This is a genomic window from Pantoea sp. (assembly GCF_032114055.1).
GTDB lineage: Bacteria > Pseudomonadota > Gammaproteobacteria > Enterobacterales > Enterobacteriaceae > Pantoea.
In genome coordinates, this window is sequence record NZ_DAMCTB010000003.1 from 305,093 (window position 1) to 331,710 (window position 26,618).

Consider the following 26,618-nt stretch of genomic DNA (forward strand, 5'->3'; position numbering starts at 1 on the left):
ACCCGGGGCTACGTCTGCGCAGCGCCGTCAGTGAGTACCCTTTATGACTGATATCACTATTTACCACCACCCGGCCTGCGGAACGTCCCGTAATACCCTGGCGCTTATCCGTAACAGCGGCGTGGAGCCCACAGTGATTTTATATCTGGAGACACCCCCATCACACGATGAGCTTAAAAAACTGATAGCTGATATGGGGATTAGCGCACGCGCTCTGCTGCGCAAAAACACAGAGCCCTATGAGCAGCTGGGGCTGGCTGAGGACCGGTTCAGCGATGACGAACTGCTGAATATGATGCTGGCTCATCCCATTCTGATTAACCGCCCGGTAGTGGTGACATCGCGCGGAACCCGGCTCTGTCGTCCGTCTGAAGCGGTTCTGGATATTCTGCCTGACCCACAGCAGGGGGCCTTTACGAAAGAAGACGGTGAACAGGTTATTGATGAACACGGAAAACGAATCAGCCACTGATTCTTCAGCGTGCTACCGGCAGGAAGGGAGACGCATAAGCCGGTAGAAGCCGGCTTTTTTCATATACTGCGCTGACTAACCCGCTCAGACAGTTGTGCAGCACGCTCTTTCCTTTCGCTATAGCGATCGGTCAGATAATCACTGCGTCCGTGCGTCAACAGCGTGAACTTCATCAGCTCCTCGGTTACGTCCACAATGCGGTCATAGTAAGGGGAAGGCTTCATGCGACCATCTTCATCAAATTCAGCCCAGGCTTTTGCCACGGAGGACTGATTCGGGATAGTGATCATTCGCATCCAGCGCCCCAGGATACGCATCTGGTTAACGGCGTTGAAAGACTGCGAGCCGCCGCTGACATGCATGACGGCCAGGGTTTTGCCCTGCGACGGACGGACCGCGCCGGACATCAACGGTATCCAGTCAATCTGCGTCTTCATGATGCCGGTCATGGCGCCGTGACGTTCCGGTGAGCACCAGACCATGCCTTCCGACCAGAGAACCAGCTCGCGCAGCTCCTCAACTTTCGGGTGAGTCTCCGGAGCGTCGTCGGGCAGCGGCAGGCCGGACGGGTTAAAAATTTTACTTCGGCTCCCATTGCCGTCAGCAGCCTGGCCGCCTCTTCCGTAGTGAGACGGCTGTATGAGCGTTCCCGCAGCGAGCCATAAAGCATCAGGATTCGGGGCGGGTGTGCCACTTCTGCAGCCCTCAGCTTATCTTCATTCAGCGGCATCTCCAGGAGTGAAGTATCGATATTTTTCAGGGGATCGTGCATGTTGTTCACAATGAGGTCTCTTCATGAGTCACCCCGGTTGACAGGCTGCAGCTGCCACCTGCACAGCATTCTTCTGTCAGAAAGGCCATAAGCTGTTCAAGCTGAGCATAACAGGGTCTGCAGCACAGGGTGCGGCTCTGCCGCTCCTGACTGACCAGCCCGGCGGACATCAGCGCGGAAATATGATGGCTGAGCGTGGAGGCCGGAATGCTGAGGCGCTTCTGAAGAACGCCAACCGGCAGGCCGTCCTGGCCCGCCCGCACCAGCTCCCGGTATACACTGAGACGGGTCGGGTGCCCCAGCTCCCGAAGCGCATTGGCTGCTGTATTTAAATCCATTCCAATTCCTTAAACTATATTTCCAGAATAATAGAAATGTAGTCAGCGTTAAAAATTTTCTCCCTGAATAGATGGCACGCTCTTATCCCGGTTCCGTCCAGCAGGGGAAGGATGGCGACGCCAGATCACAATGGAAATCGCCGTAATGAAGAGAGTAAGGATGGCAGATATAAGCAGCGTACCCGGTATACCGTATCGCGCCAGCAGTATGGCGTAAGCTGACGGCGCGAGCGCCGCAAGGAAAAAAGCGGGTGACAGCAGTACGCCTGTCCTGCGGGCATACTGCTGCGGATCAAACAATACAAGAGGTAATGCGGCTTTAACGACCGTAGTCATTCCGTTTACAGCGCCGTAACTCAGAATAAAAATGGCTGCCGCCACAGGGGTAACATTACCTGCAAGGCCGGCCAGAAAGCAGACTGGCAGCAGAACGCCGGTAACCAGACTCAGGCGGATCGCAGAGGTCCGTGCGCCGGAAGCCACGTCCAGCAGTCGGGCGCTCACCTGCCCTATTCCCCACAGCATGCCCGTCACGGCAGACATGCCATAAGCGACCAGTATCTGCGGAAAATGAGTAGACACACCAGTAGAAACAAAGCTTATCAACGCTATCAGCGTGGCATACCACAGGCCACTGATGAATGCTTTTCGGTCTTCTGCTTTTCCGGACGCTGTCAGAGCGGACGGCCCGGCAACCGGAGGTTGCCTCCGGTTGCCGGCCGGAACGGCAGAAAGAAAAAGCAGGCTGACAATGCCTGCACAGCCGTAAACGATAACCGCATGCCGCCAGTCGGTAATACGCAGTAACGCCGCGCCAGCAGGCCAGAACACGGCTGACGCGAGGCCACCCAGCAGTGTGACCAGAGAGACGGCCCGGCGGGCCCCTGGGCCTGCTATTTCTACAAGCAGAGCAAAGGCGGCATCATAAAGAGCAAGTCTCATGCCGGCTCCCATCAGGAGCCAGACGGCAATCCACGATGCTGTTGAGTGGGTAACAGCCATCAGAAAGCAACTGAGCACGATAGCGGAGGTTCCTGCCATCATCAGCGTGCGTCCGCCGGTACGGGCCATAAGGGGGCCGGTTAACGGCGAAACAATTCCCATAACAAGCATGGCAATAGTCAACCCGGAGAATGTCAGAACTGGCGACCAGCCTGTGTCCGCCATAATGGCGGTGCCAAAGACGCCTGGCATGTAGAATGTGATCCCCCAGTTGATAAGCTGCGTCATGCCAATGCAGAAAAGGGGGCGGCCTGTCAGATGTCTGTCAGTCAACCTGTGCTCTCCGGAAAGGTGGCGTCACCCTGCCCAAGCGTACGCTGCAGGATGACCGTATCAAGCCAGCGTCCGTGCTTGAAACCCACGGATCTGAGCGTTCCTGTCACGCTGAAGCCTGCGGCGCGATGCAGGGCGAGAGAGGCACTATTTTCGCTGTTTCCCACGACGGCTACGAGCTGGCGAAAGTTATATGCTTCAGCCCATGCGACCGCACTCAGTAACAGCTTTTTCCCGATCCCCTGGCCCTGAAAGTTGTGGGCAATATATACTGAGTCCTCCAGGGTGTATCTGTAGGCATACCGTTCCCGGTAGAGTGACAGGTAGCAGTATCCGCGGACATTGCCGTTCTCAATCGCCACAAACCAGGGCAGCCCAGCTGCACGCATCTTTTTCAGGCGGGCTGTCATTTCAGTCGGGTCCGGCGGTTCTGTTTCAAACGTGGCGGTACCATGCAATACGTGATAAGCATAAATCTGCTGGATGGCGGGTATATGTTGTTCATCTGCCAGGGTTATTTCCATCGGTACGGCTCCTTATCCGGTCTGAACCAGAGGCTAACCTGAATACATCCTTTCAGACAGGCAGCAGGACTTATCAGCGGCATAAGGAAAATTTTGGGATGGCAAACCTGAATCTCGATCATCTGGCTACTTTCAGACTGGTTATCAGCCGGGGCAGTTTCTCCGGCGCGGCTGAAGCACGGGGCCTGTCGCAGCCGGCAGTGAGTCTGCAGATAAGACAACTTGAGCAGGCGCTTCAGGTGCGCCTTATTGAACGAACCAGCCGGGGAGTCAGACCCACGCCAGCCGGGCTGACCCTCGCTGAGCACAGCCTGAAAATTGATGCTGTGGTCAGTACAGCTGTTGAATCGGTGTGCCTGCATTCTGATGAGATAACCGGTACTGTTACTGTCGGCACAGGCGCAACGGCCTGTATTCATCTGCTGCCTCCCTTGCTGCAGCAATTACGACAGGCCCATCCCCTGCTGAAGGTCGACGTACGCACAGGTAACACTTCGGATATTGTGCGGGGCGTGGAAGAAAACCGAATTGATATCGGGCTGGTGACTCTGCCAGCCGCAGGTAAAAACCTCAGCATCATTCCGCTGGGTACGGATGAGTTTGTTGTCATCATGGAAAAAGATGCCTCAGAGCAGAGCGAAAAAATATGGACTCCAGCCGCCTTGCTGCCACTGCCGCTAATTATCTTTGCGCCGGGAAGCGGGACTCGCGCCCTGATTGATCAATGGTTCCGGGAGACGGAAAATATCGCCTGCCCGGTCATGGAGCTGGGCAGTATTGAGGCTATCAAAAGGATGGTCCGTGCAGGTCTTGGCTACAGCATTGTTCCCCGGATGTCCGTTGCGTGTATTGGGGAAAGAACGGGACTTGATCTTTACTCTGTAACGCCCCCTCTTCACCGGACGCTCGGGGCAGTAATGCGGGAGGATCGGATTATAAGCAGAGCAATGAATGAAGTGCTGAAAAGCCTGCGCAGCGCTTTCGCAAAAAACGAAAACAGATAATTATCCGATATCTGAACCAGACAGGTACGGCCTGCTCTGACCGGGAAAGCGCAAAAACAGCGTTTACCCGCGATCCCTGTCCGCTTCTGGCACAGAGCGAACCGAAGTCAGGCCAGGGGCCGCTATGCGCGAGGAGCGGACGTTGCGACTTTCGCTTATAAGTTGAATAAAAGCTAAAGAGAAATGAAAAGTATGTGCTTCATATAAAAGCCTTTAACTCCTCAGCATTTATGTTCGCCAGCATTGATGCTTTCAGGTTTGAGGATGATGCGAGATACCTGGATATCAGGTTGAAACCTGCCGTATAACCCAGCCACCTTGGTAATTCTCCTGTTCCGAAAAACCAGGCATTATGGTCATAATCAGTACGATGCCAGTTTTCAAGCATGAGTGGATAATAGGGCTCAACAGTATCAGTCATGAGGCTTTCCCAGGGCTCAGATTTACCACCAAAAAGCTCAAGAGCAAAATGCCCGGCAAGTCCTTCAGAGACTAGCACTTCTCCCAGCGTTGAGCCGTATCCCGGTCCTGCCCACCTTGCAGCATGGTGAAGTTCATGAGCAAACATACGTTCAAGGGAGTTCTCGGCGTTTTCGCAGAATGCAGGGTTTTCCGGATCGACTGTTATATAAATAACGCCAGCTTCAGGACAAAAACCGGCATGCCCTTTCTCAGGGATAACAAACTTCCCGGACTTAACTATGACGTCTACTGAAGGAGTGGGCATCAACCTTGTGACCTGGACGTAGGTATCGGTCAGGTTAGTTCTCAGCCATTCACTGTGAACAGTGAGCTTTTCCTGAGCATTCAGAATATGGATGGTTATTTTGGACATGTCAGTCTTACCCAGAAACATTAGTAATATGCGGATACTAACAGACATATAGGGCATGTCATGTTGCTGCTCAGCAAGTGACCGGCCAATGATCGCTAATGACCGCTTCTGGCACAAAGCAGACTGCGTTTCCGTCAAATGCCTGCTATCGGCGGAGCGCAGATGACACCAGCACCCGCATCATTATGAATAAAACTCATTTGTCTTAGTCAGCAGAATACAGGGCATAGTCGCTTTCGCTGTTACGAAGGGTAAATACCAGTGGCTTCGGAACTCATTTAGTGAAAGTGGATAATCATAATGTTATTTCCTCTGACGGCCTTCACAACGGCATCAACCTGCGTCTTCCGACTCTGCGTGCTCTCTGGCCGGGAGGTTATGCGTAATGACAAACCTGTCAGAGCAAAAACGCAAAGGCAGCAAATCTCACATCCTTCTCCGTTATTAATGCCCCGCTGAGCAGGATGGAAATCAGCCATGCGATAAAGAGCCGTCTGGTCCTGGTACTTAACGAGGAGTGTGACCCATATCCGCTGCTGCTTTGGCCGCCAGAAGTACCTCCGTGCCTTTGCACTGCTGACTGAGGCAAGATGCTGTCGTGCTGTACTGGCTTTCAGCGGGCATCTGTCGTCTGAGTCGCAGGTTGCCGGGCCTGACGTCCGGCTATGACCATAGCCACGATAAACACCAGCGCGAATAGCACGACGATGGTCGGGGCGGGCGCGCTATCAATAAAGAACGACAGATAAACCCCGCTCAGTGACACCAGCACCGAAACAATGATGGCCACCAGCAGCGCGTGAGAGAACCGGCGGGTGACGAGCACCGCAATCGCGCCAGGTGCGATGAGCAGGGAGATTGACAGGATAATCCCGACCGCTTTCAGGGTGGCAACAATGGTCAGGGAAACCATGCAGAGCAGCCCGTAATGCAGCCAGCGCGTGAGCAACCCTGAAACCTGCGCCTGCTGCGCATCGAAGCTGAACAACATAAAGTCACGCCACTTCAGCGCCATTACAGCCACGATAATGACGGCAATGATCGCGGTCTGAATCATATCCGCGTCGGAAATGCCGAGCATATTACCAAACAGAATGTGATCGAGATGGACATCGGGTTTGACCGCAATATAGAGAATCAGCCCTGCCGCAAACATGCCTGAAAAAATAATCCCCAGCACCGTATCCTGCTTGATGCGGCTATTTTCCCGCAAAAATCCACTCGCAACCGCGCAGAATACACCCGCGACAAATGCGCCTGCCGCCAGCGGCAGCCCCGCCATCCAGGCGAGCACAATGCCCGGAAAGACCGCATGGCTCATGGCATCCCCCATCAGTGCCCAGCCTTTCAGCACCAGAAACACCGACAGGATGGCACAGGGGATCGCCACCATCAGCGCCGTCAGTAAGGCACTATTCATAAACGCAAACCGGAAAGGTTCAAGGATCCACATCAGCCAGCTCCTTTTTGCTCTGATAGCGGCCACGACGGCGTTGAGCCAGCAAGCCCTGTCTGGGTGCAAAGACAAACGCCAGCAGGAATAGTAACGTCTGCGCTACCACGATGATGCCGCCCGTTGCGCCATCCAGGTAGTAACTTGCCCAGGCCCCAAGAAAACTGGTGATGCTGCCGATAGCCACCGCAATAATCAGCAAACGCGGAAAGCGGTCAGTGAGCAGCCAGGCCGTCGCACCCGGCGTGACCACCAGAGAAATCACCAGAAACGCCCCGACGGTCTGCAGTGCCGCCACCGTCGACGCCGCCAGCAGCGTAAAGAACAGAATCTTCAGCCGTTCAGGATGCAGCCCGACGGCGCGCGCGTGATTTTCGTCAAAGAAGGTGACCATCAGATCTTTCCACTTAAACAGCAGAATCAGAGCCGATAGCCCGCCAATCAGGCCCAACTGAAGAATGTCAGCGGGGTCGATCGCCAGAATATTGCCCAGCACGATAGTCTGGATATTCACTGCCGTTGGGTTAAGCGACACCATAAACAGGCCGAGACCAAAGAAGGAGGAGAAGATCAGGCCAATAATCGCATCTTCTTTCAGGCGGGTACGCTGGTTCAGTAACAGCATACTGCCTGCCGCCAGGCCACCAGAGAGAAAAGCACCCAGCGCAAACGGCAGCCCCAGCATGTAAGCGCCTGCGACACCGGGTACAATTGAGTGTGAAAGCGCATCCCCTATCAGCGACCAGCCTTTCAGCATTAGATAACAGGAGAGAAAGGCGCAGAGTGCGCCCACCATTGCGGAAACCCACATCGCATTGAGCATGTAGTGATAACTAAAGGGTTCCAGAAGCCATGCCATCATCAGGCCTCCCCCGTTTGCGAAGAGCGGGAAAGAGGCTGCACGTCCGCAGTGGGCTTTATCAGCCCGTTCACCGCGGTATGACGCAGTGCCCCGCTAAAGGCGCGTTCAAGGTTAGCTGGCGTAAAAGTGGTCTGGGTCGGGCCACTGGCGAGGATCGTGCCTTTTACCATCACGGTGTAATCGCAGAATTCAGTGACCGAGTCCAGATTATGCGTGGAAACCAGCAGAGTCTTACCTTCATCGCGCAACTCAACCAGTAGGGCGATTATCCGCGCCTCGGTCTGTACGTCTACGCCAGTAAAGGGCTCATCCAGCAGAATGACGCTGCCCTGCTGGGCGATGGCGCGCGCCAGAAAAACCCTTTTCTTCTGCCCGCCAGAGAGTTCGCCGATCTGGCGATGCCGGTAATCCAGCATATCGACCCGCGCCAGCGCCTCAGTGACAATCTGCCGGTCGTGCGCGGTTGGACGGCGCAGCAGCCCCATGTGGCCATAGCGTCCCATCATCACCACATCGTCCACCAGAACCGGAAAGGACCAGTCCACCTCCTCCGACTGCGGCACATAAGCGATCAGACTCTGACGCAGCGCCTGACGGGTCGGCATCCCCAGAACAGAGATTGTGCCACTGGCGAGCCGGACGAACCCCATCAACGCTTTAAACAGCGTCGATTTGCCGGAACCATTAACGCCTAACAGCGCCGCAATCGACCCGCCCGGCACGCTGAAGCTGGCATCGCGTAGTGCGGTATGGCCGTTGCGATAAATGACTGTGACGCCTGAGACCACGATCGTGTCACTCATTCTGATTTTTCTCCCGCCGTGATGCCCTGCACCAGCGTGCTGGTAGTGACCTTAAGCAGGTCGAGATAGGTTGGCACGGGGCCATCGGCCGTGCTCAGCGAGTCAACGTAGAGTACACCACCATAATACGCACCGGTTTCCCGCGCGACCTGGCGGGCAGGTTTGTCAGAGACGGTACTTTCACTGAATACCGCCGGTATCTGCTGTTTTCTGACCCGGTCGATGACTTTTCTCACCTGCTGTGGTGAACCCTGCTGATCGGCATTTACTGGCCAGAGATAGAGTTCCTTCATGCCCAAATCGCGGGCCAGATAGGAGAACGCGCCTTCACTGGTCACTATCCAGCGTTTATTCTCTGGAATGCGGGCAATCTGCTGACGAAGCGGTTCCAGCGTCGCAGTGATTTTTTGTTTATAAGCTTCAGCGTTCAGGCGATAGCTTTGCGCATGAATGGGATCATGTTCAATCAATGCGTCCCGAATGTTATCAACGTAGATCACTGCATTGGCGGGTGACATCCAGGCGTGAGGATTGGGTTTACCGTCGTAAGGGCCCTCGCTGATGCTAATCGGCTGAATGCCATCAGTAACCACCACTTCAGGCACCCCGTCGAGGTGCTGATAGAAGCGCTGAAACCAGCGTTCCAGATTGAGCCCATTTGCCATGATCAGTTGTGCACCCTGAGCCCGCTTAATATCGCCAGGTGTCGGCTGATAGTCATGTATCTCCGCGCCGGGTCGGGTGATGGAAACAACCTCGGCCGCTTCACCCGCTACATTCCTGACCATATCAGCGACGACAGTAAATGTGGTCACTACCTTAAATTTTTCTGTTGCATAGCTGCTGGTGCTCATCAACGCAGTCAGCAGCACGCCTGATATAGACAGGGCGACATTTTTAAGCAGGACCATAAGGCAACCTCCGGCAGTGATGAAATATCAGACAATATTAGCCTGTGCTATTTTTTATAGCACAGGCTATAAAAAGCTGACAGCATGGGAATGTGAAGTTTCTTAAACGTCAGAAGATGAACGTGAAGATTTGTCAGCAAATAACTCAAACTATTGATTATAAATAATTTATAATTGTTATCTACCATGATCGCATTGCATTTTTTTTGGCAAAACTTTCAGGCTGCCAATGCTTTTGTCATATTGCCGCACAGTGGGACGTCTTGACGTTTCTTTATCGACATAGCAGAAGCAGAGGACCTGACCGACAGGCAGTCGTCGGCCGCCAGTCATTTTGTACCCACGAAGGACAAAAAACGGACAATTAAAATAATCTTATTGATAGGCTGAATTGATTAAATCGGGTAAATTTTTTTGCTACAGTTAAAGTTACTTACCGCAATCACCCAGGAGGATATTTTGTTTTTTTCCAGCGATGAAAAAGCGAATGTCATCATTGGCGAAGCCGCAATGAACCTGTTTAATGCTGGTCAGGAAGTGAACGTTGAACTGCTGATTAAAGAGTTGCTGATTATGGCAAACTCAGAAGTAAACGAGTACCGCCTTGAGCAGTTACAGGATGCGCGTCAATGGTTATCAGGATTCAAAACAATTGGTTCCCGCCGGACGGGTCCGGCAAACTGGCTGTCCACAAACACTTCTGCCGAGTCTGTTGTTTCCGAATCTGCCGATGATATTTACTTCAGGCACTGATTTCTGTTGCCTGACTCTTTCCCGACCTGTACAGCACTCCTTAGCAGGCCGGGATTAAAACGATACAGTTTTATGGTACAACCCCCTTCTGAAAACACCTTCGCAACATTCTGTTTTATAAGCATAAGCATTTTTTGCACAAAATTAACCATTTTGAAAACTCAAAATGTTGTACAAGTTTTTTTCGAAATCGTATAGCTTACGCACTTAGTGATGTATAACTTGCATATCTTTCGTGCGATTGATTTAAATCACCTGAGGAAAAAATAATGCGTCAGAACGGACAAGCCCAGGAAACACTCAGTGACATTGCCCGTTATTTCAATCAGGCCAGCACCCCCTCTCAGCAGGAAACGCTGGGTTGTGTCGTGGTTGAAATTTTGCGCGCCGGCAACAGCCTCAGCCGGAAAGCGATCTGTAGCAAACTTCTGCGTCGCCTTGAACAGGCTTCCACGCCAGAAGAGGAGCAACACCTGCACGAACTCATTTCAATGCTTTTCCGCCGCGAAGATTAATCTTTTTTACGGCAGCATGATTTATTCAGGATGCCCGTTTTCAGCCAGTCCAGGACGGTTTAACGTAGTAAAAAGCCCAGTACTGCTTTCCCGTATCCGGTGCGCCCGACCGCACCCGATGACGCATACGGACCCGCAGCATGGTCATTGATTTGTAATCAGAGAAGCCAGTATGTACAGAAGTGAAGATGAGAAACTGACAGATGTTATGATCGGCGAAGCCGTTCTTACATTACTGAAGTCAGACAAACCGGTCTCCAGTAACGCCCTGATTGCGCAGCTCGAGCTGATGGCAGCGAATGCGGAAAACGACGCCAAAGTGTCGATTATCCGCAGAGCCATTACTGAGGTGCGTAACGGCATGGTTGCTGCACGCAAGCGTGTTCAGAAAGAGGGGGCGGAGCGCGACAAAACGGCCCATCGCATGTCCAGTGATGGACCACCTGAGGGTTCGAAAAAGCACTGATTGAAGGTAGCGGTAACCTGTTGCGGGCGGCTGATGATAAGCGAAGCGGCAGAGAAGTGTTTTTATGCAGTCTGGGCAAAACGAAAACAAGGTCTACACTCGTTTTGACTTTAACCATTGCGTCTGACTAATTTTCTTCAGAGAACGAAAAAATCATGCAACACTCTTCATCAGATTCTTCCATCATTGACTATTTTCGTGGCGAAGGCGATCTGCTGGCTCAGGAAACCGAACTGCTCGGTGCGCTGATCCGTGACATCGTGGCCGATCAGGGTAGCGTCACTAACAAAGCCATTATTCTCTATCTGATTGCAGAGCTGGAATCCACGTCGGATATCGTCAGACTGGATGTACTGCGCAAAACGCTGGAAATCGTAGTCGGCCTTACGCCTGACGATTCAGGTATCTGATTCTCTTTTCTGCGCTGTTTGCGGCAGCGCAGTTTATACTGGTATTGCGACATTTATACTCTGCCCTGTCTGGCTTACTAAAACCTGGTATCTTAGGAAAAATCTTACATAACATTCTGAGATTATTGCGCTTTACAACGTGTCATCATGAATTAGTTTCATCAGAAATGAATTCTGGAACAGTTAACTTTTTTGGATAGCAATAAAATATCAGCCTGGGTAAACCGGTTATTTTCTGCGCAGACACCCGTTGTATTCTGAATAAGGTCTGACCGGCCTGCTGGTAATAAAGCTTCAGGCAGGCCTCTGATCATTGCGGTTTATTATCGGTCTGGAAAAAAGCAGAAGGGATTTGAGGAAGGTTTCAGGGTGGCGCCTGTCGCAGACGCCACCAGCCTTAATGCATTTTGCGGCTAAAAAAGCTAATCGCTTCCTGGCACAATGCTTTCAGCCTGCTGTCATGCGTCTCTTCGCCAAGGCGAAACAGCGCGTCCGTAATGTCGTGAAAATGAACGGGCTCTCCTGCCTTGATCAAGTCACTGACCACCGCGCCGACAAGCGCACGGATTTCATTATCATTGTCGTACTTCACACGACCTCCCGACGGTGTATGAATATCCAGTCTAACATCAGCAGAAGCTAAAAACCAAAAAGGCCGCGCAGCCGGAATATAAGCGAAGCGGCAAAAAAGGTTATTAATTAACCATTACTCGGTTGTTATGCGACATTATTTATGCCTGTGTAACAGTCGCTGGTTAATACATAGAAGAGGGTTAGAATTCTTGCCAGATTATTTTTCTGTTTAAAAATGTTAACTGTCTTAATTTTAACCACACCGCTGAGACGCGAAGCCGTTTTCCCTATAAGCCACTACGCCTTTATTGTTCATATAAGCGTGGACAGCCAGCCCTGTTGTGAACAAAGTTCTCACTCCCTCAGCAAAATTCAATCCGCGTTATGATAGAAAGGAGGATGTCTTCCGCTATCCTGAGGAGCCAATGGCCCGATTCACTCACAAACAGATTTCAGCGCAGTCGGGACTGAGCCTGGCCACGATTGATCGTGCTCTGCATCAGCGCGGCAATGTTCATCCCCGTACCCAGCATCGCATTCAGCAGGCGATAGCGGACCTGGAACTGATGCAGAAAGCCGGACGGGCCTGGGGCAGAACGATCTACTTTGACGTGATCATGCATATTCCGGATCGTTTCCAGCCGCTGATCCGTGAGGCGTTCACCAGTCAGATTGCCAGCTTTGCTGCTTTCAGGATCCAGCTACGCTTTCACTTCAATGCAAATCTCACGGCAGAGGACATTAACCTGCTGCTGAACAGAAAAGCCTTTCACAGCCACGGCGTCATCCTGAAAGCAGCCTGCTCGGATGAGCTAAACCCAACGCTTGAATCCCTTCTCCGCCAGCGTGTGCCGGTGGTAACCGTAATGAGCGATCTTCCCGGCAGTGCGCGTCTGCGCTACATCGGCATGGATAACTTTGATGCCGGAAAGGTGGCAGCGTTTCTGATGTCCCGTTGGCTGCGCGTCAGCCGCTCACATATCATTGCGGTAACCGGCAGCCACGATTTTATTGGCGAAAAGGAACGAATCCAGGGGTTTCAGCGTGAGATGCAGCAGTCTGCGCCTCAGCATCAGGTCAGCGTGGTTGCAGGCGGCTATGGTATTGATGCACGGATGTACCAGTCGGTCGCGCAGTTTCTGCAGCAGCATCCGGATGCGGATGCCGTCTACACGGTCGGCGGCGGTAATCCGGGCATACTGCGCGCCTTTGCGGAACAGAAGCGTCAGATAAACGCCTTTATCGGGCACGACCTCGATCAGGAAAACTGCGCACTGCTGCAGGCAGGTAAAATTGATGCACTGATCGAGCATAATTTACAGCTTGATGCACTGCTCGCTTTCAGGACGCTGCTTGAGTTTCATGCCTTTCTGCCAGTCGCCGCCCCTTCTGCGCCCTACTCTAAGATTAATATTATCACCCGCTACAATATGACAGCCTGACTTACCGGACCCTTCATGAGCGCAGCGCATTACCGTTTGCAGAACGAACAGTCGGAGTGCTTTGCGGCCTGGTCAATGATTCAATGCATTAACCTCAACAACAGGCGCAAATGATGAAAGTAACGCCCGGTGGATGGCTGCCTTCCCGAACAGTCCTGTCGAATACTTTACCGGCAGAGTACGGATTGATTTCCCCTGCCAGGCGACTGAACCTGCCCGTATAAGCGGCGCGACGGTGACTGTCGAACCGGAAGCGTGCACGCCATAGCATAACCGCCCCCCGCCAGCGCCTGGACGTCACACACGGCCAGGACTGGGTCCCGGGTGAAGAAAGCGATTCTGGGGATGAACTGCGGGAATAGCGTCTGGACACCGGAAAATGTGACGCACTGGCATGGCACTACGCCGGATCACGCCATACCTCAGTCGCAATTGCTGAATCCCTGAATGGCTCACCGGTGACGTGGCTGGAGCAGATCAGCAAGGTGCAATCCTGACATAATCGATCAGCGCCCGCATCTTGGGAGCCAGATTCTTACGGCTGGGAAAGTAGAGATAGAAGCCGTCGAATGTGGGCAGCCAGTCGTCGAGCAGCGTTACCAGTTCACCGCGCATAATCCACGGCTGAAAAGTTTCTTCCATGCCAAAGCTGATGCCACCGCCTGCGCAGGCGGTGCGGATCATAATTCCCATATCATTGGTGGTGAGCTGCGGATTGACGGCGACATCAAATTCACGACCCTGCTCAGCAAACTCCCAGCGATAGGGGGCCAGCCCCGGCCCTTTTCGCCAGCCTATGCAGCGATGATGAACCAGATCCTGAGGATGTGACGGCATTCCCGCGCGCGCCAGATAATCCGGTGAGGCGACTGCTACCTGTCGCTGCGGCCGGGATACCGGTATGGCAATCATATCCTGAGCTATCACCTCACCCAGCCTTACCCCCGCGTCATAGCCCTGCCCGACAATATCAAACTCCTCATCGGTGACGGTGATATCCAGCTCAATACGCGGATAAGCGGTAATGAAGCCTGCCAGCAGTTCGCCTCCCAGCATTCGCTCTGCAATTGAGGAGATGGCGAGCCGCAGCTGACCACGTGGCTCGGCCGCCAGTTCAGCAATGTCCGTTATGGCGCGATTGAGCTGGTTAATCGCTGGTGCGACATCGTCATAGAGCCGCTGCCCGGCCTCTGTCAGCGTAACCGAACGTGTGGTGCGCTGCAGCAGGGTGATGTTAAGCCGGTCTTCCAGTCGACGCAGACTCTGGCTGATCGCCGGGCGCGTGACGCCAAGCTGCTCAGCCGCCAGTCTGAAATTCCGTGTCTGTGCCACTCTCACAAAAATCTCTAAGGCATTTTTATCCGTCGTCATTGGTTAGCCTCAGTTACCGGTGCAGGAAGTAATAGGTGGATTATCTTTATAATCCAGCCGCCGTATGATCGCCAGTGTCAACTCAACGGGAGAAACACCATGTCTCAGAAAGTCATTTTAATCACTGGCGCTTCAAGCGGCATCGGCGCAGGCATTGCGCGTGAACTGGCAAAAACTCAGGCAATTCTGCTGCTGGGCGCACGACGGGAAGATCGTCTGGCGGCGCTGGCTGAAGAGCTGCGATTTAACGGAGCGGAGGTCGCAATCAAAGCAGTGGACGTTACGCGCCGTGATGAAGTGGTACAGTTCGTAAATTTTGCGCTGGAACAATGGGGGCGGGTCGATGTGATAATCAACAATGCCGGCATCATGCCCCTTTCACCGATGGCATCGCTGCGGGTAGAAGAGTGGGATCAGATGATCGACGTCAATATTAAAGGCGTGCTGTATGGTGTCGCGGCTGTTCTACCCACTATGCTGGCCCGCCAGTGCGGGCACATCATCAATATTGCCTCAATAGGCGCACTGGCCGTGTCACCAACCGCGGCAGTCTACTGTGCGACCAAGTTTGCAGTACGCGCCATTTCCGACGGACTGCGCCAGGAGAACAGCCAGCTGCGGGTGACCTGTGTGCATCCGGGCGTGGTCGAAAGTGAGCTGGCATCCACTATCACCGATCCGACAGCCGCCGAAGCGATGCGGCATTATCGCGCCATTGCGTTGCAGCCGGACGCCATTGGCCGCGCCGTACGATACGCTATCGAACAACCCGATGAGGTAGATGTGAACGAAATTGTGGTTCGGCCGACCCGGAGCCAGCAGTAAAAAAACGGCCCGATATGCAGTACATCGGGCCGGGTGGTCAGTAAAGGATTTTTCGGGTTCGCTGCACGGTGATGGCAATCGCCGTCAGCGCCACCAGCATCAGGAAGATCCCCAGCCCCACCATGGCATTAAAGCCATAAGCCTTGAACAGCAGCAATCCGGCAATACAGCCGCTCAGGAACGAGAACACCGTGGTCAGGTGCGTGTGCAGCACCTTCTGAAAGAAGCGACGGTCGTCGGTTTCAAGATGCACGGCGTGTGACGTATGCGCAAAGATCCACGAGCCCAGGGCGATGCCGGCATCGGTCAGCGTACCGGTGATATGCGTGGATCTGACGCGCCCGTTAGAAAGCTGCGTCGAGGTCGCATTGTGGATCCCCATTAAGAAACCCAGCATCACCAGCACTTCGCCATTAAAGCTTGGTCGGTAGAACATCAGTTCGAAGATCGAAGCCGCCGTCAGCGCTGCCCCTTCAGCCAGAATAATCAGACAAAAGATGGTACGTAACCTGTATTTATGGCCCACTACCACTGCCAGTCGCGCAACCGTACAGCCCATGACAAAAGCAGCGATCAGCGCCATCAGGAACAGCATGGTATGCAGGTCGCTGGTGGTCACTTCCTCTGAGATCTGCGAAGTATTACCGCTCATGTGCGATGGAAAAAATCCAAAAGCGCCCAGCGCCATGGCGTTAAGAATGCCGGCCGTGGTGGCCAGGACCAGTGCCAGCAAACGGTCTTCGGTATGCGAACGAACTTTCTTCTTTTTTATCAGCACAGGCTTTCCCCATCAGATGAGTGCTTCAGATTCCTTCAAACGTTTAAGCATACAATCTGTTAGCGATAATTCCTGTCATAACCAGAATACTCCGACGAAATAAGCCATTAATTTTGCTGATTTTTATAAAGCAGTTTCAGTTTACTTTTAAAAGTGTCAACGACGTGATATTTCACTTACATAAGCGCAGCGGCGGGGCGGATCCTGACGTCAGTCAACCACAAAAAGGGTGGCACCCGTGGAGGTCGACGAGCGATGCGGTTCGGCATTATCCGCCACCTGATAACTGACTCCCGGGGTCAGAACAAACCGACGCCCATCCGCAAGTTCCGTGTGCAGTTCGCCCGCCATGCAGAGCAGGATATGGCCTTTAGTGCACCAGTGATCGGCGACATAGCCGGGTGAATAGTCGACCATCCGCACCCGGATCTGGTTGAACATAACGGTTCGCCAGGTTGCCTGCCCCTGGTCACCGGGATAAACCCTCTCTTCAACCTGATCCCAGTGCGTCAGGCCAAAGGGCAGATTTTCAATCTTCATACTGTTTCTCCGGAATAAGCGACAGGAAATGCGTTATTTCAGCGCCTGAATAACCGCGTCCTCCGCATGAATCAGGGTAGTATCAAACAGTGGTACGCTGGCATCCGTGGCATCCACAAGCAGGGTAATTTCAGTGCAGCCAAGAATGATAGCTTCAGCGCCCTGCGCGACCAGCTTCTGCATGATCGCCCGGTAGCGCAGACGCGATTCAGGCTTGATCTCGCCCAGACAGAGCTCGTGATAGATCACCTCATGGACAAACTTTTGATCTGCTTCATCCGGAGTGATGACCTCAAGATCAAACTGCTCCCGAAGCCGCCCGCGATAAAAATCCTGTTCCATGGTAAATCGCGTCGCCAGCAAGCCGACCTTATGCACTCCGGCCTGCCGGATGCGCCGTCCGGTGGCATCAGCGATATGCAACAGCGGGATCGTCGTTGCGGCACTGATTTGCCCAGCCACTTTGTGCATAGTGTTGGTACAGAGCACGATAAACTGCGCGCCCGCCCGTTCCAGATTGCGTGCCGCCTCCGCCAGAATGTTACCCGCCTGCTGCCATTCACCCGCAGCCTGAAGCTGTTCGATGCGCTGAAAATCCACGCTGTAGAGTACCAGCTCCGCCGAGTGAAGACCGCCCAGTTGCTGTTTTACCTGCTGATTCAGAATGCGATAATAGAGGGCGGTAGATTCCCATGACATGCCGCCTAAAAGACCAATGACTTTCACAACTGACTCCGGGTTAAGGGGGGGTTAAATCTCAGCATGCCAGATTGTCCTGAATCGGCAATGCGTTTATTCAGTACGCTTTCCTGATTAGTGGCCGTAAATCACCCTGCGCCAGAGCGCTCCTGCCGGGCTGACTGGCCTCACCGGGCAGGGCTCTGCAGCAGGATAATCGTGAAATGTCAGGCTGCCTCGAACACAATGCAGGATGTGTCGTTTGATGGGATACAGACCGGAAATAATCAACCCAAACGTTGCCTCAACAGTGGTCATACAGGGTTAACGGCTGGCAGATTCTGTGGCAGGATACGCACCCTGCGTCTGGCCATACCCGGCTGACTTAACGACTGATAACCGGTGACTCACATGGCTAAAGTAAAAATCATCCTTCCTCTGCTGCTGATCCTCGCCCTGGCCGCGTGGTGGTTTATTCCCCATGACAGTGAAGAAGATAAGGCTTATTACGTTGCGGTCTTCTGCGCGGTTGATCATCAGGACAGCCAGACGGCTGAACAGCAAATGCGCAATGTCATCGAGGGCGGCAATTCTGACTATGCGCTGCAGAAAATCCGCTATAAATCCGCCCTGGGTCGTCGTGTTATCAGTCGCTGGCAGGCACTGACACCGGATGAGCAGCAGCGCGCCAGGCAGGACAATTCGGTCTGCCAGCAGTTACTGAATCGCTAATCCGTGAGGCAGAGAGCGTCGTCAACAGGCATGCCGTAGTCCTTCAGATATAACAAGTGGGGCTTATGACTCGTCGACGCTTTTATTATCGTTGATAGAGGAGATTTCCGGGTCTGACTGTCCAACCGTAAGGAAACTGTAAAACCGGGCTTACGTATGGGGTACAATTCCGGCATATCGATTTATATAATGCCAGGAAGGTATTCCCTCTGATGATTTACGATTGTTTCCTCTATTACGACGAAGACATGCTGTTAGAACTTCGCCTGAATACGCTTTATGAACACGTTGACCGGTTTGTTGTCGTGGAATCCCTGTATACCTTTACCGGCAGGCGCCGTGACAGACTTCACTTCGATATCGAAAAATTTGCCGCTTTTCGTGACAAGATTATTTATGTGGTCAATGACGCTGTGCCGACTATTTATCAGCATACGTTCGTGTCTGGCAGCTCCGTCGTAAAAGCGGGTGAAACTGATCCATGGGAAAACGAGACAATCGCCCGCAACGCGATTATGCGTGGCCTGAACTTCGCCCAGGATGACGACATCATTCTGGTTTCAGACGTTGACGAAATCCCTCGTCCGGAAGCCCTGAAACAGTTTAGTCCGCACTATCTCTGCACAACGCTCTATCAGAATTTTTATAACTTTAAATTCAATGTTCAGGTGCTCAACGATGATGGCTCTGCGCGTCTGTGCCGTCTGCCAAAGATGACTACGATGAAGCATCTGAAGCATTTCTTCCGCGGCCAGCCAGAGCTGCTGCGTAATGTAAAACGTAAGGGTACGCCCATCAGGGATAGCTGGTGGCGCTGGAACCTGCTGAAGTTTCGCACCCGCACGATAAAGGACGCTGGCTGGCACTTTTCATGGGTCATGACTGATGACCGGATCAGCGAGAAAATGGCGACAATTTCCCATACGGAAAACAATCTTCCGGAATTTAATAATCCGGATCATATCCGTCGCTGTGTTGAGCAGAATATTGATATCTGGAACCGGCCCCGCAAAATGGCGATCAGGCCAGTCACGCCGGAATTTATGCCTGCCTGGCTGGTCGCTAATCAGGCCCGGTTTAGTGACTTCATCAAACGTTAGGCACATAGTTTTAGCCCGCACTCAGCGGGCTTTTTATTGACAGCTGATGCCTTACTGCCGGTCACCACAAAGCGTTGTGAGTAAAGACCAGGCCCGGAAGTGGGCAATGTCATCCGGGCTGATAACCCGTTATACATCGGGGAGCTGGCAGGCGCAGACACCGGATGAGCAGCAGCGTACCACGCAGGAGAACCGGGCCTGCCAGCAGCTACTGAGTCGCTAATGCCGGTGCAAAGATTACGCTGTTCACTCAAATGATGAAGGAGGTTCCATGACCCAGCCAGAACGTAAAAACTATCCGCAACTGGGCGACGTCAAAGCGCCCTATGTGCATGCTGTGAAACATGGCACCACACTCTATGTTTCCGGTCTGACGGCGTTTGGTACAGCAGCGCAGCAGGGAGATATAGCTGAGCAGGCAGAGGCTATTTTTGAGCAGCTCCGCCTTGTTGCAATAGCAGAGCAGACCTCGCTTGCCTCACTACTGAAGGTAACGATATTCGTGACCTCATTGACTGAAATTAATGCCCTGCGGGAAGTGCTTTATCGATATTACGGTCATCATCTGCCCGCCAGCTCGCTGGTGCAGGTCAGCGGGCTGTTCTCTCCGGACCTGCGCATTGAGATTGAGGCCATACTTGCCCTCTGAGCGACGAGCGTCAGAGCTGCAGTGCTGACGCGGCCGCGCCGCGCGCCAGGTAGCCAATGCGATAGACTTCCCGAAAACCGGCAGAACGCTGAGAAGACGCATGGAGAGTTATGCCCTGCCAGCGGGTGACATCCCAGGCGCTGAAGCCGAATCTCTCCGGCAGCGCCATAAGATCTGTATGAGGCGGTATCGTCCAGCGATTGAGCATCATAAAGCAGGCTTCGGCTAAATCCGGGATGGAGGACTGATCCTCAGAAGCCAGCCAGCATTCAGGCGTCGGCCAGCCAAAATCGCGGACCAGCGCGGCGAAACCGGGCGATTGCAGGAAACGCTGCATCGCCGCTGCCTCCTGCCAGAAATAGATCGGCGCATAACGATTTTCCTCAAGGTCCCCCTCCTCACGGCAGGCATAAAGATACGCCTTGGCTATCAGCCCCGGAAAGCCATCCAGCCTTGCGCCATTCACGCTGATCCGGTGTTCGATAATGCCCATGTCATAGTCGGCAGGCAAAGTAAAACGGTAGTGCATTACAATCATAACGCCTCCTGAGCCAGCATCCGGCCGCCGCTGAAGCTCCACTCTTCGGTGCTGTTAAACTGAATAACGATCATCACATCATCGGGATCGATCCCCATCTCCCTCTGCAGCGCGGTGCAGAGTGAATGGTAAAATTGCTGCTTCTGCCGTCGGGAGCGTGGCCTGCCTGCCGTGATCTGAAACAGCACAAAGTCGTCACTGCGGCCGCCGCTGAGGTAGTCACGGTCGAATACCCGCTGAACGCCAGGCAGCATCTCAATCATCTGAAAGCAGTCCTGCCCGGGAACGTCAAACTCCGCCACCAGCGTCTGCTGCAGCAGCCGGGAGAGCTGACGCAGTGCCGCATCGCTGTAGCCCTGACGCAGGGTTATTCGGGTGATGGGCATACGTTGTCCTCCAGACAGTTCAGCGCGGTAACTGCGGCAGGCCAGCCCGCATAAAACGCCAGATGGGTAAAACTTTCTACCAGCTCATCATGGGTCAGCCCATTTTGCCGGGCAAAACGAATATGCCAGGGAATCTGCTCAACGCGTCCCAGCGCTGTCAGGGTTGCCAGCGTCAGCAGGCTGCGTTCACGCGCTGACAGCTGATCACGCTGCCAGATATCGTCAAACAGAACCTGCCGGGTCAGTTCAGCCAGTTTCGGCGCCTTGCGCGCCAGTGTTTCTTTGTTCAGTAACATTTTCATTGCACCCTCCTCCGTAGTCAGACAGAGTGTCTCCCGGGATAACCATCCTGAAAATCAAATTAATCAGCATTCACCATTCACTTTTACAGGACGATGATGAACAAGCTACCTGAATCACTGGATATGGATGCACTGCGCAGTTTTGTCGCGGGAATGGATGCAGGCAGCTTCGCCCTTGCCGCACAGCGTCTTTGCCGATCCGCCTCTGCCGTCAGCGCACAGCTCAAAAAACTTGAGCAGCAATGTGGTACGCCGCTGGTAATGAAAAAAGGACGACATCTTCAACTGACCCGCAGCGGAGAACAGCTGATGAGCTATGCCCGACGGCTGCTGGCGCTGAACGACGAGGCGCTGCGGGCGGTAAAAGGCGAAGGGTTGCAGGGGGAGATCCGCATCGGCATGCAGGAGGATTTTGGCGAAGCCCTGATGCCCGACATTCTCGGCGCTTTTAACCGCCAGCATCCGGAGGTCATGCTGACGGCTCGGGTTGACCGCAATCAGGCGCTGCTCACGGCGCTGGCGCGTCAGGAACTGGACCTGGCGCTGCTCTGGCAGACAGAACGACAGCGTGGTACGCAGCTGATCGGTCACTGTCCGTTAGCCTGGATACAGCATCCGGCATTTGATCTGGCGGGCTATTTGCAGCGCGGGGCGCCGCTGCCGCTGGTGGTTTTCGATGCACCCTGTGTAATGCGAGCCCGCGCCACCGAGGCACTGGATCGGGCCGCTATTCCATGGCGTGTAGTGTTTACCAGCCACAGCCTGAGCGGCATCTGGGCCGCACTCCAGGCCGGGCTGGGGATGACGCTTCGCACCCGCGCCGGATTGCCGGAGACGCTCGTGGTGGAATCCCAGCGGCTGCCTGCGCCCGGCTCGCTGGATATTGCGCTGGCCTGCGCCGACCAGGAAAGCGATCCGGCACGTGCACTGTTGCAGCATCTGATTGCAGACGCCGCCCTGCCCTTTGTGGCGGGCTGACGGCGATTCACAAAGCCCGCTGGATCAGCGACGAGCAATATTCCGCAGAGAGATCACGGTCTCCGAAAAGGATATGAAACATAACGGGTGCCACCACCCCATCGACCACGCGATTAACGTCAAATCCCGCTTCTCCGCGCGCCAGCGCACGATTGTTAAGCGTTTCAAGATGCTGATAGGTAAAGCCACAGCATCGCTGGCTGGCCTGTTCTGCGTGACTGCCGATTATATCGGCCAGCATTTCACGGCCGACCTTTGACGACATCTCCTCAACATATTGCTGGATAAAGACGTTAAGGTCGCCAGTCATCGAACCGGTGTCTTCCGGTTCCGCGATGGGCCGCATGCGTGCCAGAGCCACATCCGCCAGCAGCTGCGCCAGATCGCCCCAGCGCCGATAAATCGTGGAGGGCGTAACACCGGCCTGATCTGCAATCATCGGCACTGTAATGGCGGAACGATCGTGCGTTTCCAGCAACCGGTTTACCGTTGCATGCACCTCAGCCTGAATACGTGCGCTGCGTCCACCCTGACGAATCATCTCCTTCGCCATCTTTTTCTCCTGCTTTAGCCATCCGGATCATTTTAAAGCAACGACGTTGCATTAACAGATAGCGGCAGTGTACCGCATCTCAGGTTGAGCAGGCGGTAAAGTGTGCTGAACGGTGTCGGGCACGGCAGAAGCCACACCTTGATCATGGCGTACAGGCATCAGCCAGAGGTCGCATCACCCTTTTGCGCCGCCAGCCAGTCACGGCGGGTCAGGGTGTACATCAGGCTGGGCGGCAGGTCTTTGAGATCGTTTACCTTCTTCAGAAAGGTTAAGCCAGCTTTTTCCAGCACCCGGCGCGATGCCAGATGGTTTTCCCGCACGACACCCGTAATAATGCTCAGTCCGGCCTCTTCAAATCCGTAACGGATGGCTCTTAGCGAAAGCTCGGTCGCGTAGCCTTTGCCCCAGGCGTCCGGCTCAAACCGGTAGCCGAGATTATTGGTCGGATGACCATCAAACCGGCTTCTGAAAACGCCGCCAAAACCGATGATTTTCGCCGGGCGTGCTTTCTCAAAAATGGTCCAGTCGCCGAAACCATCATCCTGATAGCTCTGTAACCTCAGCGCCATAGAGTGAACGGCGTGAGCCTTGTCAGGCCACGGCCCCCTCGGGTTAAACCGGTGCGTCTCAGGGTCGCCATAGATTCTGAAGAGATCGTCCAGATCGTCACGACGGGTATAACGGTAAAGTAAACGCTCTGACTCCCAATACATCGACTGCTCCTTACGGGTACTGAAATTCATGCTGTGTCAGCGACCTTTTCTGCCGCCCGTCAGTGCTGAGTCGCGTGCAATTAAGGTAGCCGCAGGCAACCGGTAAAACGATCACCCGGGTAATCGGCTGTTTCCCCATCGTTTTTACCGGCCCCACGCTGAACACAGATCACAAACCACAGTGCCACAGTTCCGGCAGTGATGCCATAAGTGTTAATGTGATGTTAAAGTCGGGCGTCGGTTTTTCCGTCCGTCATCGCAGGCGCTAAAGCGTGGATTAATCAGCAGAGAGGATACGAATGGCTGAACAGAGCAACATCATCACTGAACTGACAGAACTCGACAGTCTCTATGGCAGCGTCGCCCGCCCCTCCGTCGCAAAGGTCACGGATTACATTCATCCCGCCTATCGTCCGTTTATCGAAGCCTCGCCTTTTGTGGCGCTGGCGACCTCGGGGCCGGAAGGACTGGATGTTTCCCCACGCGGCGATCCGGCCGGATTTATTGAAATCCAGGATGAAAAGACGCTGCTGTTACCTGACAGACGGGGGAATAACCGTATCGACAGCCTGCGCAACATTCTGCATGACAATCGGGTTGCGCTGCTGTTTCTTATTCCCGGTATTGGCGAGACGTTGCGGGTGAACGGCACGGCGGCGATCAGCACCGATCCGGCACTGCTGGCGCGGTTTGCCGTTAACCATCAGCAGCCCAGAACCGTACTTCGCATCAGCGTGGAGAGTGTTTTCTTTCAGTGCAGTCGCGCCATTATCCGTGCCGGACTCTGGAATGCGGATACACAGATTTCCCGCCAGGCTCTGCCGAGCACCGGTTCGATTCTGAAACAGATTGCAGAGATTGATGGTGATGCTTATGACAAAGCCCTGCCGGAAAGGCTGAAGAATTCGCTCTATTGAGCGCCGTTCTGGTCTGGCCTGCGGAAAGTCTGAGGGCTGATGCGCCGGGATTCCGGTATAAGTCCCTGACGGCCAGCCAGAGGCACCGATGACGAAACAGAGTGCTAAGCGAGGCTCTCAAGCCGTTGCTTCGCATTCAGATAATCGTAAGAGGTGACTTCAATTTTATTATCACTGAGATCGCGGAAATAGACAGAAACTGAGACGTCATGGTCACTGACGCTGAAGGGAATATTATGTTGCTTCAGGACCGGAATCAGTTCGCTGAACGACTGGGCCGCTACCCTGAAAGCCACCGTATGGCCTGGAGGGTGAGATTGTCTGAGGAAAAGGGAGAGGGACGCCCCGTGGTTACGGATCACCAGCGGTCCGCCCTGTTCAAACCAGAATAAGAGGGACTCGTCGCGAGAAAAACCCAGGATAGTCTTATACCACTGTTCAGCCAGCACAATGTTTTCAACGTATACATGAATATGGTCAATCTTATCGATTTTCATTTTCGCGCCTCCTGATTGTTTTAAATCATCTTCGCCAGATTTTCCCAGCATAACCATCGGATAAGCATAAAACATCACGAACTGTACCCTTACCATACTGGCGCACGGAAATGATCCTGCGGGTTTTATTGCTTCAGTCACGCCCTGTTTAAGTCTCTGTTCTGAAAAGCGCTATTCGTTTTGCCCTGTGGATTAGCAGCGCATAGTGAACGACTGACTAGTCTCTATCTTTAGCTGGCATGCGCTGCGTAAAGATTTTTTCAGCCTCCCTGCGGCCTCAACACGCCTGACGCTGAGCCGGCATAGCGATCGGTCATATTGCGCATCATTTTTAATGGCCTTCCATAACTTTTGTCCCGTAGCAGGATTTGTTAAAGCAAAGATATTGCATTAAGACACCGTTCGCCTTATATCTTAAAGCTAATATTTTGCATTAAGGTGATCGTTATGAACCCTGCCCTGACGCCCGCAGCCGCCAACCGCACCACGCTTTTCAGCTTTACCGGCGCAGTACTGATTTCAGCGACCAGCAGCGCACCCACGCCGCTTTATCCGCTCTACCGCACGCTGTTCCATCTGTCGCCGCCCATGCTCACGCTGGTCTTTGGCGCCTACGCTTTTGCCCTGCTGGCCGCGCTGCTGACGGTAGGGAAAGTGTCGGACTTCACCGGGCGGCGACCGCTGATGCTGCTGGCCCTGGCGCTGAATGCGCTTGCGCTGGTGGTTTTTATGCTGGCCAGCTCGGCGGCGACACTGATTACAGCCCGGCTGGTGCAGGGTTTTGCGACCGGCATTGCCCTGCCAACCTTTGGTGCCAGCCTGATCGACGCCAGCAAAACCCGCGGGCCGCTGCTGAACTCCTTTACGGCCTTTCTGGGGATGACGCTGGGCACGCTGGCAGGCGGATTTCTGGTGAGCTTCGCCCCCTATCCTACCGTCACGCTCTATGCGCTCTTACTGCTGACGATGCTGGCAGCCATAGCGCTCTTACCACTGATACCGGAAACCATCACGCCTCAGCCCGGTGTTCTAGCCGCGCTGCGTCCTCAGGTCAGCATACCGCGCCGTGCGCTGGGCCCCCTGTTAAAAGTGACCCCGGTGAATATCGCCACCTGGATGCTGGGCGGCTTCTATCTTTCTCTGATGCCTGGCATGGTCGCCAGTGCCACCGGGCTGACCTCACCGCTTATCGGCGGATCGGTGGTCGCCACGCTGATGCTGAGCGCAACGGCTGCGGTGTTACTCTTCCGTCTGCTTCCACCCGCACGCGCGCTGGTCGTCGGGACGCTGATGCTGATAACCGGCGTCACGGTCACCCTGAGCGGCCTCTCTCTGCACAGCGTGGCCTGGCTCTATGTCGGCACGGCAATTGCGGGCCAGGGATTCGGATCGATTTTCTCCAGCGTGCTGAAAATCATTTTGCCGCTCGCAGAAGGGCATGAGCGCGCCGGTCTGTTCGCGGCCTTTTTAGTAAAAAGTTACCTCGCCTTTGCCCTGCCCGCCATTGCCGCCGGCATCGCTGCGCCCCATATCGGGCTGAACCAGACCGCCTGGTATTACGGCATGACGCTGATTGCGCTGGCGCTGATGTCGCTGCTGGCCGTCAGAGGGCGAGCATTCGCGGGCGCGCCCGGTTCGTAACATCGCATGACA

At 54.1% G+C, this 26,618-nt stretch carries 34 protein-coding genes and 1 pseudogene; 15 read left to right on the forward strand and 20 right to left on the reverse strand.

Annotated elements, in window-relative coordinates; translation table 11 throughout:
• The first annotated feature begins 43 nt into the window (after positions 1-43).
• Positions 44-472: a glutaredoxin-dependent arsenate reductase gene (gene arsC, locus RT657_RS07855; protein ID WP_313653542.1), complete on the forward strand. Its 429-nt coding sequence runs from the start codon at positions 44-46 to the stop codon at positions 470-472.
• Positions 473-531: 59 nt separating this feature from the next.
• Here arsC and arsH read toward each other — a convergent pair.
• The 4 genes and pseudogenes from arsH to RT657_RS07875 form a co-directional block, all read right to left on the reverse strand.
• Positions 532-1,244, reverse strand: a pseudogene (gene arsH, locus RT657_RS07860) (arsenical resistance protein ArsH).
• Positions 1,245-1,249: 5 nt separating this feature from the next.
• On the reverse strand, positions 1,250-1,582 hold the full coding sequence (locus RT657_RS07865) for a helix-turn-helix domain-containing protein (RefSeq protein WP_313653544.1): 333 nt from the start codon (positions 1,580-1,582) through the stop codon (positions 1,250-1,252).
• 48 nt (positions 1,583-1,630) lie between these two features.
• A complete protein-coding gene (locus RT657_RS07870; protein WP_409520981.1) occupies positions 1,631-2,857 on the reverse strand; it encodes an MFS transporter in 1,227 nt (408 codons plus the stop codon).
• Positions 2,854-3,381 (reverse strand): N-acetyltransferase family protein, encoded by a 528-nt coding sequence (locus RT657_RS07875; protein WP_313653547.1) that lies wholly within the window; start codon positions 3,379-3,381, stop codon positions 2,854-2,856. The genes RT657_RS07870 and RT657_RS07875 overlap by 4 nt, the downstream gene beginning before the upstream one ends.
• A gap of 98 nt (positions 3,382-3,479) precedes the next feature.
• Here RT657_RS07875 and RT657_RS07880 point away from each other — a divergent pair, with 98 nt between their 5' ends.
• Complete coding sequence (locus tag RT657_RS07880) at positions 3,480-4,385, forward strand: LysR family transcriptional regulator (RefSeq protein ID WP_313653549.1); 906 nt, start codon at positions 3,480-3,482, stop codon at positions 4,383-4,385.
• 199 nt (positions 4,386-4,584) lie between these two features.
• On the opposite strand, the gene RT657_RS07885 is transcribed toward RT657_RS07880, so the two are convergent.
• The 5 genes from RT657_RS07885 to RT657_RS07905 all read right to left on the reverse strand — a co-directional run bounded on the left by RT657_RS07885 (position 4,585) and on the right by RT657_RS07905 (position 9,192).
• Positions 4,585-5,220, reverse strand: coding sequence for a DUF2268 domain-containing putative Zn-dependent protease (locus RT657_RS07885; protein WP_313653552.1), 636 nt, complete (start codon positions 5,218-5,220; stop codon positions 4,585-4,587).
• 613 nt (positions 5,221-5,833) lie between these two features.
• The gene (locus tag RT657_RS07890) at positions 5,834-6,673 is read right to left on the reverse strand and encodes a metal ABC transporter permease (RefSeq protein WP_313653554.1); all 840 of its coding nucleotides are present in this window, start codon (positions 6,671-6,673) and stop codon (positions 5,834-5,836) included.
• The gene (sitC, locus tag RT657_RS07895; protein WP_313653703.1) at positions 6,660-7,532 is read right to left on the reverse strand and encodes an iron/manganese ABC transporter permease subunit SitC; all 873 of its coding nucleotides are present in this window, start codon (positions 7,530-7,532) and stop codon (positions 6,660-6,662) included. Before sitC ends, RT657_RS07890 begins: the two co-directional genes overlap by 14 nt.
• A 2-nt stretch (positions 7,533-7,534) precedes the next feature.
• Positions 7,535-8,338, reverse strand: a complete 804-nt coding sequence (locus tag RT657_RS07900) for a manganese/iron ABC transporter ATP-binding protein (RefSeq protein ID WP_313653556.1) — start codon at positions 8,336-8,338, stop codon at positions 7,535-7,537.
• On the reverse strand, positions 8,335-9,192 hold the full coding sequence (locus RT657_RS07905) for a metal ABC transporter substrate-binding protein (protein WP_409520985.1): 858 nt from the start codon (positions 9,190-9,192) through the stop codon (positions 8,335-8,337). The genes RT657_RS07900 and RT657_RS07905 overlap by 4 nt, the downstream gene beginning before the upstream one ends.
• Positions 9,193-9,708: 516 nt before the next feature.
• Here RT657_RS07905 and RT657_RS07910 point away from each other — a divergent pair.
• From RT657_RS07910 to RT657_RS07925, 4 genes are all read left to right on the forward strand, one after another.
• Positions 9,709-10,002, forward strand: coding sequence for a hypothetical protein (locus RT657_RS07910; RefSeq protein ID WP_313653560.1), 294 nt, complete (start codon positions 9,709-9,711; stop codon positions 10,000-10,002).
• A 269-nt stretch (positions 10,003-10,271) separates the two neighbouring features.
• Complete coding sequence (gene ycgZ, locus RT657_RS07915) at positions 10,272-10,517, forward strand: regulatory protein YcgZ (RefSeq protein ID WP_313653562.1); 246 nt, start codon at positions 10,272-10,274, stop codon at positions 10,515-10,517.
• Between the two features lie 172 nt (positions 10,518-10,689).
• Entirely contained in the window at positions 10,690-10,983 is a 294-nt protein-coding gene (locus RT657_RS07920; protein ID WP_313653565.1) for a hypothetical protein, read from the forward strand.
• 155 nt (positions 10,984-11,138) lie between these two features.
• The gene (locus RT657_RS07925; protein WP_313653566.1) at positions 11,139-11,393 is read left to right on the forward strand and encodes a biofilm/acid-resistance regulator YmgB/AriR; all 255 of its coding nucleotides are present in this window, start codon (positions 11,139-11,141) and stop codon (positions 11,391-11,393) included.
• A 397-nt stretch (positions 11,394-11,790) separates the two neighbouring features.
• Here the strand turns inward: RT657_RS07925 and RT657_RS07930 are convergent, their stop codons facing one another.
• Complete coding sequence (locus tag RT657_RS07930; RefSeq protein WP_313653568.1) at positions 11,791-11,985, reverse strand: hypothetical protein; 195 nt, start codon at positions 11,983-11,985, stop codon at positions 11,791-11,793.
• Between the two features lie 406 nt (positions 11,986-12,391).
• Here RT657_RS07930 and RT657_RS07935 point away from each other — a divergent pair, with 406 nt between their 5' ends.
• Positions 12,392-13,408, forward strand: coding sequence for a substrate-binding domain-containing protein (locus RT657_RS07935; RefSeq protein WP_313653570.1), 1,017 nt, complete (start codon positions 12,392-12,394; stop codon positions 13,406-13,408).
• Between the two features lie 324 nt (positions 13,409-13,732).
• A complete protein-coding gene (locus tag RT657_RS19580) occupies positions 13,733-13,855 on the forward strand; it encodes a hypothetical protein (RefSeq protein ID WP_409520982.1) in 123 nt (40 codons plus the stop codon).
• A 30-nt stretch (positions 13,856-13,885) separates the two neighbouring features.
• On the opposite strand, the gene RT657_RS07945 is transcribed toward RT657_RS19580, so the two are convergent.
• A complete protein-coding gene (locus RT657_RS07945) occupies positions 13,886-14,779 on the reverse strand; it encodes a LysR family transcriptional regulator (protein WP_313653571.1) in 894 nt (297 codons plus the stop codon).
• A 99-nt stretch (positions 14,780-14,878) separates the two neighbouring features.
• Between RT657_RS07945 and RT657_RS07950 the strand changes: the two genes are divergently transcribed.
• A complete protein-coding gene (locus RT657_RS07950) occupies positions 14,879-15,604 on the forward strand; it encodes an SDR family oxidoreductase (RefSeq protein ID WP_313653572.1) in 726 nt (241 codons plus the stop codon).
• Between the two features lie 37 nt (positions 15,605-15,641).
• Here RT657_RS07950 and RT657_RS07955 read toward each other — a convergent pair whose 3' ends face one another.
• The 3 genes from RT657_RS07955 to RT657_RS07965 form a co-directional block, all read right to left on the reverse strand.
• Positions 15,642-16,382: a YoaK family protein gene (locus RT657_RS07955; protein WP_313653574.1), complete on the reverse strand. Its 741-nt coding sequence runs from the start codon at positions 16,380-16,382 to the stop codon at positions 15,642-15,644.
• A 210-nt stretch (positions 16,383-16,592) separates the two neighbouring features.
• Entirely contained in the window at positions 16,593-16,922 is a 330-nt protein-coding gene (locus RT657_RS07960) for a DHCW motif cupin fold protein (RefSeq protein WP_313653576.1), read from the reverse strand.
• Between the two features lie 33 nt (positions 16,923-16,955).
• Positions 16,956-17,648, reverse strand: a complete 693-nt coding sequence (locus RT657_RS07965; RefSeq protein WP_313653578.1) for an aspartate/glutamate racemase family protein — start codon at positions 17,646-17,648, stop codon at positions 16,956-16,958.
• Positions 17,649-18,011: 363 nt separating this feature from the next.
• Between RT657_RS07965 and RT657_RS07970 the strand changes: the two genes are divergently transcribed.
• From RT657_RS07970 to RT657_RS07980, 3 genes are all read left to right on the forward strand, one after another.
• Complete coding sequence (locus RT657_RS07970; RefSeq protein WP_313653580.1) at positions 18,012-18,332, forward strand: hypothetical protein; 321 nt, start codon at positions 18,012-18,014, stop codon at positions 18,330-18,332.
• 212 nt (positions 18,333-18,544) lie between these two features.
• The gene (locus tag RT657_RS07975; RefSeq protein ID WP_313653584.1) at positions 18,545-19,432 is read left to right on the forward strand and encodes a benzoate transporter; all 888 of its coding nucleotides are present in this window, start codon (positions 18,545-18,547) and stop codon (positions 19,430-19,432) included.
• 271 nt (positions 19,433-19,703) lie between these two features.
• Positions 19,704-20,081, forward strand: coding sequence for a RidA family protein (locus tag RT657_RS07980; RefSeq protein ID WP_313653586.1), 378 nt, complete (start codon positions 19,704-19,706; stop codon positions 20,079-20,081).
• Between the two features lie 10 nt (positions 20,082-20,091).
• On the opposite strand, the gene RT657_RS07985 is transcribed toward RT657_RS07980, so the two are convergent.
• The 3 genes from RT657_RS07985 to RT657_RS07995 are packed head-to-tail and all read right to left on the reverse strand — an operon-like array spanning position 20,092 to position 21,307.
• The gene (locus RT657_RS07985) at positions 20,092-20,619 is read right to left on the reverse strand and encodes a DUF4865 family protein (RefSeq protein ID WP_313653587.1); all 528 of its coding nucleotides are present in this window, start codon (positions 20,617-20,619) and stop codon (positions 20,092-20,094) included.
• Positions 20,616-21,005 carry a tautomerase family protein gene (locus tag RT657_RS07990; protein ID WP_313653590.1) on the reverse strand — a complete coding sequence of 130 codons (390 nt, stop codon included), beginning with the start codon at positions 21,003-21,005 and terminating at the stop codon, positions 20,616-20,618. The genes RT657_RS07985 and RT657_RS07990 overlap by 4 nt, the downstream gene beginning before the upstream one ends.
• Positions 20,987-21,307: a carboxymuconolactone decarboxylase family protein gene (locus RT657_RS07995; RefSeq protein WP_313653592.1), complete on the reverse strand. Its 321-nt coding sequence runs from the start codon at positions 21,305-21,307 to the stop codon at positions 20,987-20,989. Before RT657_RS07995 ends, RT657_RS07990 begins: the two co-directional genes overlap by 19 nt.
• A gap of 96 nt (positions 21,308-21,403) precedes the next feature.
• Here RT657_RS07995 and RT657_RS08000 point away from each other — a divergent pair, with 96 nt between their 5' ends.
• Positions 21,404-22,285 carry a LysR substrate-binding domain-containing protein gene (locus tag RT657_RS08000; RefSeq protein WP_313653594.1) on the forward strand — a complete coding sequence of 294 codons (882 nt, stop codon included), beginning with the start codon at positions 21,404-21,406 and terminating at the stop codon, positions 22,283-22,285.
• 7 nt (positions 22,286-22,292) lie between these two features.
• Here RT657_RS08000 and RT657_RS08005 read toward each other — a convergent pair whose 3' ends face one another.
• Both RT657_RS08005 and RT657_RS08010 read right to left on the reverse strand, forming a co-directional pair.
• A complete protein-coding gene (locus RT657_RS08005) occupies positions 22,293-22,838 on the reverse strand; it encodes a TetR/AcrR family transcriptional regulator (RefSeq protein WP_313653595.1) in 546 nt (181 codons plus the stop codon).
• A gap of 158 nt (positions 22,839-22,996) precedes the next feature.
• Positions 22,997-23,551, reverse strand: a complete 555-nt coding sequence (locus tag RT657_RS08010; protein ID WP_313653596.1) for a GNAT family N-acetyltransferase — start codon at positions 23,549-23,551, stop codon at positions 22,997-22,999.
• Positions 23,552-23,850: 299 nt separating this feature from the next.
• Between RT657_RS08010 and RT657_RS08015 the strand changes: the two genes are divergently transcribed.
• The gene (locus RT657_RS08015; protein ID WP_313653598.1) at positions 23,851-24,468 is read left to right on the forward strand and encodes a pyridoxamine 5'-phosphate oxidase family protein; all 618 of its coding nucleotides are present in this window, start codon (positions 23,851-23,853) and stop codon (positions 24,466-24,468) included.
• Positions 24,469-24,572: 104 nt separating this feature from the next.
• Here the strand turns inward: RT657_RS08015 and RT657_RS08020 are convergent, their stop codons facing one another.
• Positions 24,573-24,965, reverse strand: coding sequence for a VOC family protein (locus tag RT657_RS08020; protein ID WP_313653600.1), 393 nt, complete (start codon positions 24,963-24,965; stop codon positions 24,573-24,575).
• Between the two features lie 447 nt (positions 24,966-25,412).
• Between RT657_RS08020 and RT657_RS08025 the strand changes: the two genes are divergently transcribed.
• Positions 25,413-26,606, forward strand: coding sequence for an MFS transporter (locus RT657_RS08025; protein ID WP_313653602.1), 1,194 nt, complete (start codon positions 25,413-25,415; stop codon positions 26,604-26,606).
• Positions 26,607-26,618: the final 12 nt, after the last annotated feature.

Coding starts and splice junctions, on each gene's coding strand:
- RT657_RS07900 (WP_313653556.1), bottom strand. CDS start 8,338: ATGAGTGACACGATCGTGGTCTCAGGCGTCACAGTCATTTATCGCAAC.
- RT657_RS08010 (WP_313653596.1), bottom strand. CDS start 23,551: ATGTATTGGGAGTCAGAGCGTTTACTTTACCGTTATACCCGTCGTGAC.
- RT657_RS07925 (WP_313653566.1), top strand. CDS start 11,139: ATGCAACACTCTTCATCAGATTCTTCCATCATTGACTATTTTCGTGGC.
- RT657_RS07990 (WP_313653590.1), bottom strand. CDS start 21,005: ATGCCCATCACCCGAATAACCCTGCGTCAGGGCTACAGCGATGCGGCA.
- RT657_RS08020 (WP_313653600.1), bottom strand. CDS start 24,965: ATGAAAATCGATAAGATTGACCATATTCATGTATACGTTGAAAACATT.
- RT657_RS07880 (WP_313653549.1), top strand. CDS start 3,480: ATGGCAAACCTGAATCTCGATCATCTGGCTACTTTCAGACTGGTTATC.
- RT657_RS07995 (WP_313653592.1), bottom strand. CDS start 21,307: ATGAAAATGTTACTGAACAAAGAAACACTGGCGCGCAAGGCGCCGAAA.
- RT657_RS07920 (WP_313653565.1), top strand. CDS start 10,690: ATGTACAGAAGTGAAGATGAGAAACTGACAGATGTTATGATCGGCGAA.
- arsC (WP_313653542.1), top strand. CDS start 44: ATGACTGATATCACTATTTACCACCACCCGGCCTGCGGAACGTCCCGT.
- RT657_RS07950 (WP_313653572.1), top strand. CDS start 14,879: ATGTCTCAGAAAGTCATTTTAATCACTGGCGCTTCAAGCGGCATCGGC.
- RT657_RS07975 (WP_313653584.1), top strand. CDS start 18,545: ATGATTTACGATTGTTTCCTCTATTACGACGAAGACATGCTGTTAGAA.
- RT657_RS08015 (WP_313653598.1), top strand. CDS start 23,851: ATGGCTGAACAGAGCAACATCATCACTGAACTGACAGAACTCGACAGT.
- RT657_RS07935 (WP_313653570.1), top strand. CDS start 12,392: ATGGCCCGATTCACTCACAAACAGATTTCAGCGCAGTCGGGACTGAGC.
- RT657_RS07960 (WP_313653576.1), bottom strand. CDS start 16,922: ATGAAGATTGAAAATCTGCCCTTTGGCCTGACGCACTGGGATCAGGTT.
- RT657_RS07985 (WP_313653587.1), bottom strand. CDS start 20,619: ATGATTGTAATGCACTACCGTTTTACTTTGCCTGCCGACTATGACATG.
- ycgZ (WP_313653562.1), top strand. CDS start 10,272: ATGCGTCAGAACGGACAAGCCCAGGAAACACTCAGTGACATTGCCCGT.
- sitC (WP_313653703.1), bottom strand. CDS start 7,532: ATGGCATGGCTTCTGGAACCCTTTAGTTATCACTACATGCTCAATGCG.
- RT657_RS07905 (WP_409520985.1), bottom strand. CDS start 9,192: ATGAGCACCAGCAGCTATGCAACAGAAAAATTTAAGGTAGTGACCACA.
- RT657_RS07890 (WP_313653554.1), bottom strand. CDS start 6,673: ATGTGGATCCTTGAACCTTTCCGGTTTGCGTTTATGAATAGTGCCTTA.
- RT657_RS07885 (WP_313653552.1), bottom strand. CDS start 5,220: ATGTCCAAAATAACCATCCATATTCTGAATGCTCAGGAAAAGCTCACT.
- RT657_RS07970 (WP_313653580.1), top strand. CDS start 18,012: ATGGCTAAAGTAAAAATCATCCTTCCTCTGCTGCTGATCCTCGCCCTG.
- RT657_RS07945 (WP_313653571.1), bottom strand. CDS start 14,779: ATGACGACGGATAAAAATGCCTTAGAGATTTTTGTGAGAGTGGCACAG.
- RT657_RS08025 (WP_313653602.1), top strand. CDS start 25,413: ATGAACCCTGCCCTGACGCCCGCAGCCGCCAACCGCACCACGCTTTTC.
- RT657_RS07875 (WP_313653547.1), bottom strand. CDS start 3,381: ATGGAAATAACCCTGGCAGATGAACAACATATACCCGCCATCCAGCAG.
- RT657_RS08005 (WP_313653595.1), bottom strand. CDS start 22,838: ATGGCGAAGGAGATGATTCGTCAGGGTGGACGCAGCGCACGTATTCAG.
- RT657_RS08000 (WP_313653594.1), top strand. CDS start 21,404: ATGAACAAGCTACCTGAATCACTGGATATGGATGCACTGCGCAGTTTT.
- RT657_RS07865 (WP_313653544.1), bottom strand. CDS start 1,582: ATGGATTTAAATACAGCAGCCAATGCGCTTCGGGAGCTGGGGCACCCG.
- RT657_RS07980 (WP_313653586.1), top strand. CDS start 19,704: ATGACCCAGCCAGAACGTAAAAACTATCCGCAACTGGGCGACGTCAAA.